General features: G+C 34.8%; 12 protein-coding genes. 5 read left to right on the top strand and 7 right to left on the bottom strand.

Annotation, left to right across the window (positions count from 1 at the left end; all coding sequences use genetic code 11):
• Positions 1-20: 20 nt before the first annotated feature.
• From AB4J89_RS11415 to AB4J89_RS11385, 7 genes are all read right to left on the bottom strand, one after another.
• Positions 21-3,086, bottom strand: a complete 3,066-nt coding sequence (locus tag AB4J89_RS11415; protein ID WP_368469269.1) for a chondroitinase family polysaccharide lyase — start codon at positions 3,084-3,086, stop codon at positions 21-23.
• 11 nt (positions 3,087-3,097) lie between these two features.
• Positions 3,098-5,263: an autotransporter outer membrane beta-barrel domain-containing protein gene (locus AB4J89_RS11410; protein ID WP_311755648.1), complete on the bottom strand. Its 2,166-nt coding sequence runs from the start codon at positions 5,261-5,263 to the stop codon at positions 3,098-3,100.
• Positions 5,264-5,299: 36 nt separating this feature from the next.
• Entirely contained in the window at positions 5,300-6,184 is an 885-nt protein-coding gene (locus AB4J89_RS11405) for an OmpG porin family protein (RefSeq protein WP_088494883.1), read from the bottom strand.
• A gap of 146 nt (positions 6,185-6,330) precedes the next feature.
• Positions 6,331-7,890 (bottom strand): sulfatase-like hydrolase/transferase, encoded by a 1,560-nt coding sequence (locus AB4J89_RS11400; RefSeq protein WP_075673699.1) that lies wholly within the window; start codon positions 7,888-7,890, stop codon positions 6,331-6,333.
• A 329-nt stretch (positions 7,891-8,219) separates the two neighbouring features.
• Complete coding sequence (locus AB4J89_RS11395; RefSeq protein ID WP_368469266.1) at positions 8,220-8,708, bottom strand: N-acetyltransferase; 489 nt, start codon at positions 8,706-8,708, stop codon at positions 8,220-8,222.
• Between the two features lie 233 nt (positions 8,709-8,941).
• Positions 8,942-9,691, bottom strand: coding sequence for a YadA-like family protein (locus AB4J89_RS11390; RefSeq protein WP_368469264.1), 750 nt, complete (start codon positions 9,689-9,691; stop codon positions 8,942-8,944).
• Positions 9,692-9,918: 227 nt separating this feature from the next.
• Entirely contained in the window at positions 9,919-10,746 is an 828-nt protein-coding gene (locus AB4J89_RS11385) for a MurR/RpiR family transcriptional regulator (RefSeq protein ID WP_088494885.1), read from the bottom strand.
• A gap of 1,032 nt (positions 10,747-11,778) precedes the next feature.
• Here AB4J89_RS11385 and AB4J89_RS11380 point away from each other — a divergent pair.
• The 5 genes from AB4J89_RS11380 to tehB all read left to right on the top strand — a co-directional run bounded on the left by AB4J89_RS11380 (position 11,779) and on the right by tehB (position 16,389).
• The gene (locus AB4J89_RS11380; RefSeq protein ID WP_311755646.1) at positions 11,779-12,333 is read left to right on the top strand and encodes a cytochrome b; all 555 of its coding nucleotides are present in this window, start codon (positions 11,779-11,781) and stop codon (positions 12,331-12,333) included.
• Between the two features lie 33 nt (positions 12,334-12,366).
• The gene (locus tag AB4J89_RS11375) at positions 12,367-12,945 is read left to right on the top strand and encodes a YceI family protein (RefSeq protein WP_088494888.1); all 579 of its coding nucleotides are present in this window, start codon (positions 12,367-12,369) and stop codon (positions 12,943-12,945) included.
• A 230-nt stretch (positions 12,946-13,175) separates the two neighbouring features.
• The gene (locus tag AB4J89_RS11370) at positions 13,176-14,261 is read left to right on the top strand and encodes a linear amide C-N hydrolase (protein ID WP_088494889.1); all 1,086 of its coding nucleotides are present in this window, start codon (positions 13,176-13,178) and stop codon (positions 14,259-14,261) included.
• Positions 14,262-14,283: 22 nt separating this feature from the next.
• Positions 14,284-15,456: an NAD-binding protein gene (locus tag AB4J89_RS11365; protein ID WP_368469261.1), complete on the top strand. Its 1,173-nt coding sequence runs from the start codon at positions 14,284-14,286 to the stop codon at positions 15,454-15,456.
• Between the two features lie 78 nt (positions 15,457-15,534).
• Positions 15,535-16,389 (top strand): SAM-dependent methyltransferase TehB, encoded by an 855-nt coding sequence (gene tehB, locus AB4J89_RS11360; protein WP_368469259.1) that lies wholly within the window; start codon positions 15,535-15,537, stop codon positions 16,387-16,389.
• Positions 16,390-16,410 lie beyond the last annotated feature (21 nt).

The following is a 16,410-nucleotide window of genomic DNA, read 5'->3' as shown; positions in this document are numbered from 1 at the left end:
GTGCGTTCCTTTTAGTGATATCAAGAGAGAGGTGAAAGTTTGATTTCTTGTGGAATACCAAAGTAACTGGTAAAAGTCAGTTCAGTGTTATCACCTGAAACGTTATATTTTACTTCGCTATTTTTATCAGTAGGTTGCCATTTCCCGTTGACGGTAACATTGATAGTAACAGCAGTTGCTGCTTTCTGGCGTGTCATGTTTAAATCCGGTGTAACAGCACTAACAGTGAGTGTATTTCCTTGATGATGAGTCATCACAATCGCGGGTTTATCAACCTTTTTGATCCATTTATCTTCAATTGAAGCAGATTGATAAAAGGCATATCCTGTCACATTGCTGAGTTTATCGTAAATAATATGAACATCTTTATCTTTACGACGAACCTGATATAACCCATTATTTTCACGGAATTTTTTAGCTATTTCTCCCATTTTTTCAGGAGTTGCATCTAAAAAGACCATATACTCATAACTAGAATCTTTAGGTTGAACACTGTGATCAATCCATGCTGAACTGAAGTTTCCTTCTGTTGGCTGGCGATTTTTATTTTCAGCCGAAGTTTGGTGTTGACGACTGATATTCACTTTTTCAGCTTGAGTAATTAAATAACCATTACCGTTGCTATCAATTAACCAATCACCTTGTTTTAGTGTTGTTTGATAAGGTAGTGCTTCAACTTTTTGCCCATTAATCCAAATGGTATTTAATGATGGCGTTATGGCATGTTGAAATAAGGTAGTTTCAACATTTTTATTTTTATCACTACTATTTATATTGCTACCAATAAAAATTAAGTGGTTATCAGCCGCTAATACACTCTTTTTCGCAGTGAAATTAGGATCAAAACGCTCAAGATTAGCAGGATAAATCAGATCAAATACCATCATGCCATATTGACCTTCAAGAGCTGATGTTCCACTAAATCCACGCTCTCCACGCTGCATTAACGTATGAGGCTTAGGGCTATCTAACTCTTTAAGAGGAAGATGAATTGTGGTTGCCCCTGGCATTCTATTCCAATCCCAACCTTCTTGTTGATAGCCTTGCGAAAGCTGCGAGCCATTACTGACTATCTGGGCTACACCATGGCTTTGATAACGACCATAGCGGTTATCTTTGTTATAAATTTCAGATGACCAAACATTGGTGTTATAAGCTTTTAATGTCACCATTTTATCTTGCCAGCGATGAATACCAAAAGCACCACCATTAAAGGCATAGAAGCCTTGAGGTAAAGCAGCTGGCGCAATAGTTTCCCCAAAAATAGCATTCGACTCATTTTGAGTTTTATCACTAATCGCAAGATAAATAGAAGCGAGCTTTTTATCAGGAGATGGTTTTGCAGACATTGCAAGCCAGTAGTAGCCTTGAGCAACTGATTTTAACGAAGGTGAGTTAAAGGGATGTCGCCCTGCAAGAGGTAATCCGACTTCTGGGTTACTGTAAATCCATGCTGAAACCATCGCTTTTTTCAGGTTATTCCAACCGCTTTCACCCACTGAAAATGGTGTGCCACGTAGTAAATAAATAAGCTGAGAGGCATTTTTAAAGGCGGGGAAAGAGTAACCCGGATAGTTACCTTCATGTCGCCACGCTGTGCCGTCAGGACGTAAACCATCTTTACCGCCTGGTGGTACTTGGGTTAATGCCCCAGTGATGTAATGGCTGAAAGTATTAACTAAGTTGATACGCTTTTGATCATCAGGCTCTAGCAGTAATAAGGCTAAGTGCTGACGAGATAAGGTGTTGAAATAGTCTAAGTCTGAACTATCTGCTCCTACCTTCATATCAAAACTACTTTTAAACTCTCGTGAATACCACAGTAATGAGTCATAAACTTGAGTTTGTAGATTTGCTTCTTTTAAGGCATCAGACATTAATAGTGTAGAAATATACCACCAACGAGAGCTGTATCCCCAGTGATGGGTTGTGACTAGAGCACTCCCTTTAACAAAGCCTTGATCTAATAAATGCTTTGTCATTAATAAGTACATCTGTTTTAACTGAGCTTTTTGTGTCGGATCTTTTTCAAAAACATAAGCCCGGCTGATATTAAACATTAATGTCGTGTAGTTACCAAGAATGACATAATTATCAAAAAGTGGCTTATCTTGAGCATTAAGGTTTTCTGGCTGATAAATAATAGTTTGTTTGTCCGTGATCAGATGTCGCCCTTGTATTCCACCATCCGCTAAAGTGCGAATATTGAGTGCATCAAAGTCACTTTTTAATTTACCAATATTTTCTTCTAGTGCGAGATTTGTCTCTTTTTCACCACCGACGAATTCATTAATCAAGCGTTGACGAATAAGATCAACCGCTGCTAAGTTTTCAGGTGTCACGGGTAACTGAGGTTGCACGTTATGAAATTGGATCTCAGGCTCTGATAAGCGTGTTTTAACTTGATAATCAGACCATTGATAGCGAGCATCATCGATAGAAAACATAATGCGATCGATATAGATTTCACCCTGACCTACATTAGAAGGGGCTTTAAATCGAATGCTGTCAACATTAGAACCTAAAGAGCGACCAATGCTGTCTTGAGTACCATCAGAAGAGGTATTCATTGCATTTAAGGTCATCTCCCGATTTTCAAGATCGTTATTTAAAGAGATCCCAATAGCACGCCAGCCAGTGAAATTTAGTTTTACTTTAAAACCCGCTTGCGCCTCACTTGTTGAATTGAGCTTTTCCCCAAAATCGATAGTAAGATAACCATCAATGGGTTTTTCATTATAAAGCCAAAATGATAAAACAGGTGTTGATGCTCGTCCCCATGCTTTAGACGCTTCTTTATCTGTTGGGACAATGAGTTTTTTATGCAAAGTAAAACTACTGCCACCTTTCCATTTCCACAAAAGGGATTGGCTTCCCATAATGCTACGTTTATCAGATAACGTCAGTGTTGAGTTTTTATCTGATGAAAAGTCCTCTAATGGGTTACTTTGCGCAAAATGATAGATTTCTGACTGCATCAGATTTTTAGGATCAAATGCAGGATTGCTGGTAGCTGCAAGCGCGTTATAAGGGGCTGATAATAGCCCCAGTGTCATAGCAAGTGCAGTAAAGCGAAATATCGGCATTATTTTTCTCCTTAGAAACGCTGGCTAACAGTGAAGCCAATGCGTCCTTCATTGAATTTGTCATAACGCTGATATCCCATTGTTGTGCCTAAATTTAACGATTGGGTAATATCAAGATTTGCACCAAATTCAGCACTAATAATGTCACCACCAACGCGATTTCCTTTAATATCGAAGGTGCTTCCTCCTGTATTAAAATAAGTGAGGCTATGACGTTGATTAATATTATTGTCACCTGCAATATCTTTGAAATAACGTAGATTAAGGGATGGAGTTAATTTGCCATAAGAGGTTTGATAGCTATTCCATAAAGCAACTGAACCACCTAATTGATTAACAGCGTAGCGTTGACCATAAGTTCGCATAGATAATGCAGAACCCGTTTCTTCCCATGAATCAATATTTAGCCATTGATATTGGTAAGTCAGCATTGGTTTAATATGGATGAAATCAAAATCAAAATAGGTTCCAGCGTTAATTTGATAACCTAATTGCACACCAGAATAATCACCTTTTGCTTTGGTATTTCCTTCCCATCCAGTATTACCACCGATATCTCGTTCGCTATCAACAGTGTAATAACCAATATTTAAATTACCGTTTAGGAATAATGTGTCACTATACCAACCGGTGTAAGGCATAAATTCAAAATGGTTAATTTCTTTACTTGCGTTACGTTGTTTGGCATCAGCCTTTGCGTAGTTATAAGCAAAAGAAACACCGATAAGAGCATCTTGATTAATTTCGTAATCAGTACCGATTTGAATACCTGTACGGTAAGTGTTGTAACCGTTAATTCCACCTTGATTGCTTTGCGTACCATAACCGTACAACACATTAGCCCAGCTATTCCAGCCAGCTTCTCTTTCTTCAATCGGTAATTGGTTATCATAGCGTAAATAGCGATGAGCAATATTATTGCGCATATCTTCAACCATGATTAATCCCGCTTGAATATCACTACCATCGGCAATAGGGGCTAAATCATTTGATAATGCAGCAATATTATTGTCGTCATTTCCAGCTGCGACTAATAGGCTCAGTGCTTCATCTGAGACTTGGCTACGCGTATTATTAAATTCATTTAATACAGTTGGAATAACAAAATTGGCTGCTGCTAATCCATTTTCATTGACACCACCACGTTCAGCAGCACTAATAAAGTTATTACCACCTTCGTAGCTAATGCCATAACGCGCAACTAATTGATTGCCACTAACACCACCACTAATATTAGGTGGTGTAGTCTCTAACCATGAATCTGTTTTTTCTAATAAAGGTGAAACATCGGGTGCAATAGCATTCGCATCTGTAACCGTAATCCCAGCTTCATCTTTAATAGCTGAATTGGAAGAAATTAATACGATATCTTTATTAATGATGTTATCGACACTAGTGCCTTTAAAATCCAATTTGGCTTGACTACCTTTTTTAAAGGTGACATCACCGTCAACATGAAGAATAGTTTCATCAGTATTGGTATTATCATCAAGTCGGAAAATTAGCTGACTATTTTCCTTATTCATGAAATTACCATCCCAGTGAATTGTTCTATCTTTTCCTTGGATAGTTAAATTGCCGTGGTTTTCAATTAATGGAACACCTGTAATTTTATATCCATCAAATAGGGCATTTTGAGCACCACCTTGATAAGCGAAATTTATTTTGGTATCCGCGTGCCCATTTCCTAAAATATCACCGTGGATCTCGCCATTTACATCACTTCTAAAGCCTGTTTTCAGTGTTCTAAAATCAATGGCTGCAGTTTTTCCACGAATAATAGCACCGTCTCTGATATAAACTCCCGTGCCTCGTTTAGGGAAATCACCTTCAACCAATATGGCTGTACCATTTTCACTGGTCACATTAGCGCCATTTAAGTTGATATTACTGCTAAAAGAAGCCCCTTGATTTATTTTGATGGCGCTGGCTCCATCACCAGTAACAGTAATATTTTTTGTAATTGCTTGAGCTTTGTATTCTGTTGATGAGCCATTAAATACAACGCCATCACCTTGAGAAACAGTAACATCTTTATTTATTTGAGCTGTATTCCCGTCATTAATATTAACTGTTTCACAGATATTTAAAGTAGGATCACATTCTGCCGCCCATGCTGAACCATAAATAGCTGATAAAATAGCAGCGCTCAAAAATAACAATTTTTTATTTTTCACAATATAACTCCATGAACAATTATATGATTTTAATTATTAGAATGTTGCTCGGAATGAAACTTTGAAATAATCCTGAGTTGATTTACTACCATCGTTTTTATTTTCAACTCGTTCATTATAATATTCCGTCATGACCCGCCATTGAGGTGATATTTGATAAGCCATTTGTAAGGTATAACGTGTCATATCTTTCTCGATATAAACGCCTTTATTTGTTCTATCTTCTATTTTTCCAAAAATAGATTTACGCATTGATGGAGAAACAATTAATCCTATTGGAGTCGTCCAGTTTACATACATACGTAATTGTTGATTATGGTTTGTTTCTTTTGTGTCGTATTCTTCATGTCGTATTGCTTGTTTACCACCATCAAAATAAGCCACAGTTGTATTAATATTAGGAGTGACAAAATAACGTAGACCCGGTTCAATTTCCCAGCCTAAATAATCCGTATTTGTGACTCCATTACTACGTTTGTCTTCTTTCTTTTGTAAGCCAAATAAAACGCTACCCGTTAAAACCCAATCTTTATTAATTGGAAATTGGTAATTGGTTTTTGATTCATAAAAATCAATGGTTAAGCGGCTACCATTATCATAGTTAGTCAGGTCTTGACGTACTTTTAAACCGGGTTGGACCCAACCATTATTTAATTTAAAACGATAACTACCCTGTAAATCATAACGCTGATAACGGTTCTTATTGTCATGCTCACGTTGACGAAAACCAACATCGAAATACCAGTTAGATTTATCTGGATTAATATTAAAATCCACACGATAACCAGCATAGTTATTTGGTGTATCGTAATCTGCTGTTTCCCAAGAAAACATGGCGTTGACATTAGCTGCTTGAGTATGAAAAGAAGTTAAACCTAAGCCAAGAAGAGGTAAAAAAAGAGCAATACGAAGTTTGTTCATGGTATATATCCAATTCTTTATTCGCTTTTATTTGTGTCAGTTTTTAGGTGTAGGACATCTTTCCCTTTATATTATTAAAAGGATTTTTTATATCAGCGAATTGGGTTTATATATAGCGCCATAAAATTATGGCGCAGATATTTTTATTATTTTTCTTTACATGTCGATATTGTTTTATTTAATTTATTGGTTGTTGCCGTGATGAATTCAGTAGCGCGCCAAGAATCTCCTGTTTTTTCCAACCAAGGGGTTAATTCTTCTTTAATTAATTTCTCAATTAAAGGCATATTATCTTTGGCAATATTTTTCATTTGATATGGATCGTTCACATTGTCATATAAAGTATATTTCAATGGTTGCCCATCTTGCCTATCTATAACCAAAGTATGAGTTTTGGTTCTTACACCTCGTTTACCAAATGAAGGTTCACCATAAGGAATAAAGAGATAAAGCTGAGAGTTTGCTGTGTCGCCTTTGCCTGTGACTACTCTATCTGCAAGATCAGTACCTTCTACTGAATCAGGGATCCATTCTGATAAACCAAGTAGCCCTAAGATAGTCGGATAAATATCTGGTGCTGACATTAATGCATCGTCAGAACCTGGTTTAATTTTACCTGGTAAACGAAACATCATAGGAACACGCATGGATTCTTCATAAGGATTATTTTTTGTTGCTTGTCCATTTGCTCCTAAGCAACTGCCATGATCAGAGAAGAAAACAACGAGAGTATTATCTGCAAGACCTTGTTTTTCTAATTCATCTACGATGCGACCAAATTGCTCATCAACACCATTGACCATCGCCATATATTCTTTGAAATATTGAGGGCCATAACCTTCTTGATATTCAGTATCCCACTGTACATTAGGACGTGTATTTAGCTCTTTTGAGGTCTTACCTTGATAAGCATCGAGGTATTTTTTCGGTACTTGATCATAAGGTGAATGAGGTGGGTTCATTGAAACCACTAATGCGAATGGTTTTGAATTGTCTCTAAATTGATTATTTTCATTTTTGAGGAACTTGATTGCCATATCAGCTTCATGTTCAGGTCCCCATTGATCAATGTAAATTGGCTTGTCACGAGGGGTATCGTTTGCCCAATACATTGGTTTTAAATGTAAATCGTAAGTGCCATAAGAATACCAAAAATCAAAGCCATGGCGTCTATCTGGTGCTGCCCATTCATTCCAATAGCGGCCTTCCATTGGATTGTTATAACTTTCAATAAATGGTTCGTAAGGCGCATCAAGGTGCCATTTACCGATATAACCAGTGCTGTAATCGAGCGATTTTAAAACATCAGACCAACATTTGGCATAAGGAGATAAATCAATACCTACTTTACCACCATAGTCATGCGCATTTCCTGTAATACCATTACGAACAGGGTATTGGCCTGTCATAAACATGCCGCGAAATGGAGAGCAAAGAGGGTAGTTTGAAGCCATCTGCGTCATTACTTTGGCTTGCTTCGCAAATTTATTCAAATTAGGTGTAATTGAAGGGTCTTCCCCCATAAACTGTAATGCATGAGCACGCATTTCATCTGGGAAAACAATTAATAGGTTAGGGGCATTCTCTGGACGCGATCGCGTGTTAGAAGCCGAATTCCCTGAATTAGCAATAACAGGGGTAGAAACAGTCATTGCTGCACCGCTGGCTGCGAGTCCTTTGATAAAAGTTCTGCGGGAAACAGTCATTGCTTCCTCCTATTTTACGTTTACTTTCGAATTGGTGGCTTTTATCTTATTTATACTTTTGTATAAGATCAAAAAGTAAGTTAACGAAAGATCAAGAATTGAAAGGGAGATCACAGAATGATGTCAAATTGTAAGCAATTTGACAGCTAAAATAGGAGTTGAGATATTGTTAAGAATAGATTAACTTTTTATTATTTTATATATTACACTGATTTATATGGATATTATTTATTTTGTGATGGCGATAGCAAAAATACTTAAAAGCCTCCATTTTTTGCCAGAAAGCTGAATAACAGAAAGTGTAAGTATTTTTCTTTCGTTTGTTTTCATTATCCTTTAATGACCCACCAAGATATGCCTTTGAACTCAAAATTTTTAACGATCTCCATACCTAATTTTTGATGTGCTTTTAGTGACCGAATATTTTCACTATTCACAAATGCAATAGGATGCCCGCCATGTAAAGAACAGATCTGCTGGTAGAGATCTTTTAATAGGGATTTTCCACGGTGAGATTTATCTATACAAACAGGACCGTAAAACCAATTATTTTGTGTTATTTCTGGAAAGTGTTGATTAATAGCTTGAGCAATTGGGGGGATCGAAAAAGAGGTAACAGGAAAGCTAAAAACAACAGCCACAATATTTTCTTGGTAAAGTGCAACAATGGTGTTAGTGCTACTTTGATACATCGCCTCAACTTTATCTAGAGGATATTCGCCATATAATCCACCTTGCTGAGATTCAGAATTTGCCTGTAATAATAGTGCGACTGCATTAATATCTTTGGCAGTCATTTTTTGAAATATGTAATTCATTTTTTATTCCTTTTTACTCTAGCTTATAATCCTAGTATATAAAAAATAATCTATATTACAAAAATATATTAGAAATACTAAAGTTAAACTTATCAATTTTTCATTAGATAATTTATTTTTATTAATTATGACTTGAAATACTTTTTATAAAAAAAGCAGTAATATTACGTAGTAATTACTGCTTTAATTATAAGGTTATCTTTTAATAATCTAATTATAAAAAAGAAGATCATTTACCAACCATAAGCTAATCCACCGCCAATAATAATTTCTTTTTCACTATTAATGGAGGAGTTTAATCTAAATGCAATATCGTTATTCGGTTTATATTGTACACCGCCAGCAAATGCTGTGCCTGTTCGATAATTACTAATACCAATTCCGCCACTTAAGGTATGATGACTAAGATAAGGAATGCTCGTCATTGCAACAGATGAAGCAATGCCAGCAAATACTTTTTTCTCTAACGCAATAATTTCTTTATCTAAATTTGCAATTGAATATGTGATTTCAGCCTGTCTTTTTCTGTAATAATTATCAAAATTATTAACATGGGTTTTGAGATCACTGATATCTGTACTGACAGTTCTCTTTAGCTGATTGATGGCATTATTTGTTGCTATTCTATTTTTATCTACCAGTTTTTTAGTTTGAATAAGATTAACGGCATCTGTATTGTTTTTACCATCACTAATATTAACTAATCGAGAAGTGTGTTTATTTTCAATATTACCAAAAGATACTGTATTTTCTTCCGTTGCTAATGAATTAGTCCCAATAGCAACTGAGTGTGTATTTTTAGCTTGGCTATTTGTTCCTATTGCAATTGAACCGTTACCAGATGCGTTACTTTTTTCACCTAATGAAATACTAGGAATATTACCGACTATTGGATCTTCTTTATTTTCTTTTATTGAATGAGTATTAGAGTAGGAGAGGGTTGGAAATAAGAAAACAATTAAAAATAATTTTTTAAATAGCATTTAATTTAATCCTGTAATGATCTTTGGTGGTATGAATTAATGCTAAATGATTGCTTTTCTCATCACAAATAAAACATTCTGCATTTGCTCTTAAAAATAGTTTTAAATAAAATATTAAGCTATTTAATATGTGGTTAATAGTTATATTTTATTAAATATTATTTTATAATTATTTATTTTATGGAAAGCTGCACCTTAATTAAGATGCAGCTTAGGATATAAAGTTATTAATTTTTTTTTCTAAAAGCAAAAGCGACGGAAATTGCTTGTAGTAAACACATTGTTGACGTTTGAGAACGAAAGGTTTTTATTTGAGCTTCTTTAACTGTTAAACAAACATCACTTAGACTTGCTAATGGGCTAATTGGACTATCAGTAACAATAATCTGTTTTGCTTCTTTGTAAGTCGCCATTTCACACATTTTTTGCATTTCATCTGAATACGGGTGGAAGTGAATGCCAAAGAGCACATCACGATGTGTAATATTTCTCAATTGCTCTTTGTACATTCCACCTAGACTGTTGACAAAAACAGTCTCACAAGGGATATGCGAGAGAGCATGGAAAAAGTAACTTGCAGCACTGAATGAGTGATGAAAGCCACAAATATAAATTGTGTCAGCGTGTTCGAGTAATTGTAATGTTTTATTTAACATTTCTCTGTGAGTCTGATTTGCCAATTGTTGCAATGAATGGCTATTTGCTTGTGCAAATTCTTGCAGAATATAGGCAGGCTCATTCAGATTAGGAAGCTCCTCTTTATATTTTTGTTTATAAGTTAAATTTTCATTTTCGTTTATCATTTCATTCATCAAATGGTTTTGAAATAATTGTTTCATTTCATTAAAGCCATTGAAATGAAATGCGTTGGCAAAACGAATTAATGTCGATGGAGGAACATTTGCTTTATCTGCAAGGATCGCAATTGTATCAAATGCCACACTGTTTTTATTATCAAGTAGATAATGTGCAACCTGCTGTAGCCTTTTACTTAATCCATTATAGCGGGAGCGAACTTGTTCCTGTAGTTCATTCAGATTTGTTGCAGTAGACATAGTGCCCTCAATAAAAATACTATTGTAATTGTAGTGTTTTTTGCTTGGGATTTGAATGTTTTTAGCTAATAGCAATTAAAATGAAATATAGAGTTAATTCCAAGTAAATGAATGACCTAAAGGTAATTATTTGATGTTTAAAACTCTATTTTATTTATTCTTTATTACTTTTATTATCACTTTGCGAAATTAATTTTCTTTATTTGAAATTAAATGAAATTATTATTTCGTTTAACTAATGTGATATTAATAATAATATTAATATCATTTGAATTGATTAGCCTTATTTGACCTTGTTTGTTTTATATTGTCAGAAATTTAACTTAGATTGTTATTTTTATTTGCTAACATTGTCTCTATTTAAAATGTGGAGTGTTTTAATATCTTTGTGCGCGATGATTGATATTTATAATACGACGCTTGTTTTATTTGTTAATGATAGTAATTTATCACTATCTTAATTTAAATTTATTTTTATTGGTTGAAATTTTTATATGCAAAACGATCATTCGTGGATTAATTTATTAATGTACTATTGTCATGATCACTACTCAGAAATGATGCCTGTTATATTTTTTGTTTGTATTGTTGGGATTATTTTTGGTGTTGTACGAGAAATGCGCTGGTTATCCGTTTTTTTTACGGCTCCTCTCATTATTATTGTATTTTGTTTAATAAGCTCTAATTTAGGATAAGTAAAAAATACAATTGTTTTTATGGTTGGACAATTGTTGTATTGATCTTATTTTGCCTCTTATTTTTATTTCTCTATCTATTCTTTTTATTCTTTTTATTCTTTTTATTATGTATATAAACACCTGCCAATACACCTATCTTATTTTAAAAAAATCCGATCCAACAATGTCATTGATTAGATAATCAACAGAGTGACTAATAAGAGCTCATTACTTATTGATTATTATTGATAATGATAAGCAAATTATTTGTTGAATTATGGGCTAACAATTTATTCTCAATACACTAAACTAGATAACATTATTGTAATGAATTAGAAACTATTGGATTTTTATTATGCAATGGCGAAATAATGCATCTCGCTATGGGCACTTGTCTCTCCTTTTACATTGGGGGTCGGCGCTGACTGTCTATGGTATGTTTGCTTTAGGGCTGTGGATGGTGACGCTAGGGTATTATGATAGTTGGTATCATTCTGCACCTGAAATACACAAGAGCATTGGTATTCTTTTGTTTATTATTTTGATAGTGCGTGTGATATGGCGTTGGATCTCTCCGCCTCCTAAAGCTTTATCAAGTTATAGCAAGTTGACACGCATTAGTGCTCATATTGCACATATGCTTTTATATTTAATCTTATTTTCTATTCTGATTAGTGGTTATTTAATTTCAACCGCTGATGGACAAGCTATATCTGTATTTGATTGGTTTTCTGTGCCTGCCATTTTTACAGGGGAAGCCGAGCAAGCGGATTTAGCGGGTGATATTCATCTTTATTTAGCCTGGTCAGTGGTTTTATTATCGTTATTACATGCTGCTGGCGCTTTAAAACATCATTTTATTGATAAAGATGTCACGTTAAAACGCATGCTAGGAATGCGAACTAAATAATTAAACTTATAAAACGAAATTATGGAGATAACGATGTTTAAGAAAGCTTTATTAGGTTTAACCGCAGGTGCGTTGTTATTTAATGCAAGTACTGCTTTAGCCGCAGATTATGCTATTGATAAACAAGGCCAACACGCATTTGTACAGTTTCGTATCCAACATTTAGGCTATAGCTGGTTATACGGCACTTTTAAAGATTTCGATGGTACATTTAGTTACGATAAAGAAGATCCATCAAAAGACAAAGTTGATGTTGTGATTAAAACAGGAAGCTTAGACACTAATCACGCAGAACGTGATAAGCACTTACGTAGCGCTGATTTCTTTAATGCAAGCAAATATCCTGAAGCCCGATTTGTTTCAACTCAAGTTACTCGTGATGGCGAAAACTATGTTGTTACCGGTGATTTGACATTAAATGGTGTGACTAAACCTGTTTCATTAAATGCAAAATTAATTGGCGAAGGTACTGATCCTTGGAAAGGTTATCGCGCTGGTTTTGAAGCAACAGGTAAAGTGAATCTGAAAGAGTTTAATTTTAAATCAGACTTAGGACCAAAATCACAAGAAGCAGAATTAATTATCTCTGTTGAAGGTGTAAAAAAAGCGTAATTAAATGCTTTTTTAGGTCCACAAAGCCTCTTATTACCTAGATGATTTATAAACCGATACCTTAACGTATCGGTTTTTTTATGCACAATTATGATGAATGATCTTATACTTAAGTACTAATTCTTATTTTTTATAGAATTAATATTTATGTTGAGGCTTTATCTATTTTAAGTCCGTACAAAGAAAGGTCATAACCAAGAAGCTATCCATTTGTTTAACAGGAAAGAGTCATAATGAAAAAATTACGCCATACTTTTTTGGGCACTCTACTTATATCTGGTTTTTTTACAGTAGGTATTACAGATGCTGATGCATGTACTCGACTTGTTTATTTAGGTGACAATAACCAAATTATCACAGCTCGCTCGATGGACTGGAAATATGACATAGGAACAAATTTATGGATATTTCCACAAGGAATGCAACGCTCAGGAGAAGCGGGTGATAACTCAATAAAATGGACATCTAAATATGGAAGCGTGATTGCATCCGGTTATGATATTTCTACGACAGATGGTATGAATGAAAAAGGTTTAGTGGCTAATTTATTGTGGTTGGCGGAATCAGATTATCCAGCATATACCAAAGAGAAACCGGCAATTTCAATTTCTGCATGGGCGCAATATGTGTTAGATAATTTTGCTTCAGTTGAAGAAGCTGTGAATGCATTAGACAGTGAGCCTTTTATTGTATTAACAGATAAAGTTCCTGGGCAAGATAGAATGGCAACATTACACCTCTCGCTTTCAGATGCAACGGGAGATAGTGCCATTATTGAATATATTAATGGCAAGCAAGTGATTCATCACAGCAAAGAGTATCAAGTGATGACGAACTCACCTATTTTTTCAGAACAATTAGCGTTAAATAGTTATTGGCAACAAATTGGTGGAACCGTGATGTTACCGGGGACTAACCGAGCTTCAGATCGCTTTGCCAGAGCTTCTTTTTATGTTAATGCCATTCCTAAAGCTCAATCGAGTAAAAAATCTCTTGCTAGCGTATTTGGTGTGATCAGAAATGTATCTGTGCCTTATGGATTAAGTACGGTTGAATCGCCAGAAATTTCATCTACACGCTGGAGAACTGTTGCTGATCATAAAAATCAATTATATTTTTTCGAATCAGCATTATCGCCGAATACCTTTTGGGTTAATTTAAAGGAAATTGATTTTTCAAAAGAGAGTGGAAAAGTAATGACATTACCTTTAGGTGAAGAGCAGTCGATAATCTATTCAGCGAATGCGACAAGTCATTTTAAACCCGCAGAACCTTTTAAATTTCAAGGATTAGATAATATTCCTTTAAATAACTAGCTGAGTATTTACGATATCTAATATGAAATTATCCGCAATACTAAATGTGATAGAGACATCTAAAGTGACAAGAAAAATGATGTCTTTATTACTTATCTTAAATGGTATTTTTATCATTTACTCTATTTTGCTGTCTCGTGGCATTTATCTAGATTGGGAAATTCATGGGTTTTCAGCATGGCTTAAATCTTTAGGGGTATTAAAACTTCTTGATATACCCAAGGTCATGTTAGCTTGTGCCTTAATCTTGCTTTCAATATTTATGTATTTGGGCGTCAGAATTGCGTGGTGCGTCTCTTTGATTTTGTTAGCCACCATTATTTTTCTTGATGTCGCTGTTTATCAGCAAATGGATTTTCAATCCTATTTTTCTTTTATTTTAGCGATTGGGCTGTTAATGAGTTGGCGTGCATTTCCGCATCATAGTTTAACTAGCGCTGGCTTTGTAGCTTTTATCTGTATCCTTTCTTTGCTGTTATTCTCAATGCTGGGAAGCCTTTATATTGGTGATGAGTTTAAGCCTCATATTACAACGTTGATGGATGCGTTCTATTTTTCTATTGTCTGTATGACGACACTAGGATTTGGCGATATTGTGCCAATTAGCACGAATGCACGTATTTTTACTCTCACTGTTGTTATTTTAGGAATAACTGTTTTTACTACGTCCATTGTGTACGTCATGGGATTTCTTGCGCGTGGCACTCGCGATATTGTTAAGAAAAGGATCGCTAAAATGCATAATCATTTTATTATTATTGGTTCATCAGCATTAGCTTCTCAATTAGAAAAGGGGCTAAGAGAGCAAGGAAAATCGGTTATTGCGATTTGTACCGATAAAAGCAAAGCTTCTTATGACACGCAAGCCAATATTATTGAAGGCGATCCTACTAATCTTAAAACATTACTATCTGCCAATATTGCGAAAGCGAGTTGGGTGGTGACTTTATCTGAAAGTGATGCAGAAAATACCTTTATTTTACTGACTATCCAAGAATGTTCTAATGTCGATGCCAAATTGATCACTATTATTAATCAAGATGAAAATAGAGATAAAATCAGTCGGTTACGCCCAGATATGTTGTTCTCTTTAGCATCATTAGGTAAAGAAATTATGATGAAAGTTTTGTGTGGTGAATCTATTTCTTCATCAGATGTGACGGATTTACTTTTAAACAAATATTTAAAATCATAATTTTGATAAAACCTTCTTTACGAAAGATAATGATTACCATAAGATGTATTTAAAATGCATCTTAAGTGAGGTTGAATTATGGAACTTGTAAGTTATAAAACAATGCCAGAGTGGACTCGTACATCCATTCCTTTAGCGTTATTAGAACGTCACAACACAAAGGAAGGCACTTATGCTCAAATGCGGGTATTGCAAGGTAACATGACATTTGTTGTTTTTAATGATGATGGTTCACAAATTTCAGTGGAGTGTGATACTGAAAATCAGCCACCTTTAATTCAACCTCAACAGTGGCATAAAATAGATAAAGCAAGCGATGATGTTCTTTGTCAGCTCTCTTTTTTATGTGCTCCTGAAGATAAGCTATTTAAAGAAAACGACTTATCATTACCACATTCTGAAGTACGTTATATGGCAACGTTTACCCAACCTTGCAAGGTGTTAGATTTAGGTGCAGGTCGTGGTCGAAACAGCTTTTATTTAGCGTCTCAAGGTTATGATGTAACAGCGTTAGATATTAATGCTTCACATATTGATGCCATTGAAACAGTGAAAACCAAAACAGGGTTAGCGGTAAAAAGCGGCTTATATGATATTAATGAAGCTTCACTGACAGAGAAATACGATATTATTCTTTCAACGGTTGTCTTGATGTTCTGCCAACGGGAACGTATTGAAAGTATTATTAAAAACATGCAGGAATGTACCAACTCTAACGGTATTAATGTGATTGTTTGCCCTGTTGAAACGCCAAATAGTGATCCTGCTGAAATTCCATTTAAAACCTTTTTACGTCCAAACGAATTAGCTGATTATTATAAAGACTGGGAAATTATTAAATATAATGAAAACCCAGGGCATCTACATAAAACAGATGCAAATGGAAATCGTATCGCCCTAAACTTTGCTACTTTAATCGCACGTAAAAAATAGTTAAGTTCAATCGTTTCTTTT

Origin of the sequence: Proteus sp. STS61-E (genome assembly GCF_040932335.1) — a bacterium.
GTDB classification, from domain to species: domain Bacteria; phylum Pseudomonadota; class Gammaproteobacteria; order Enterobacterales; family Enterobacteriaceae; genus Proteus; species Proteus mirabilis_B.
The sequence above is the reverse complement of the archived record's forward strand: the minus strand, read 5'-3'. Positions and strand labels throughout refer to the sequence as shown.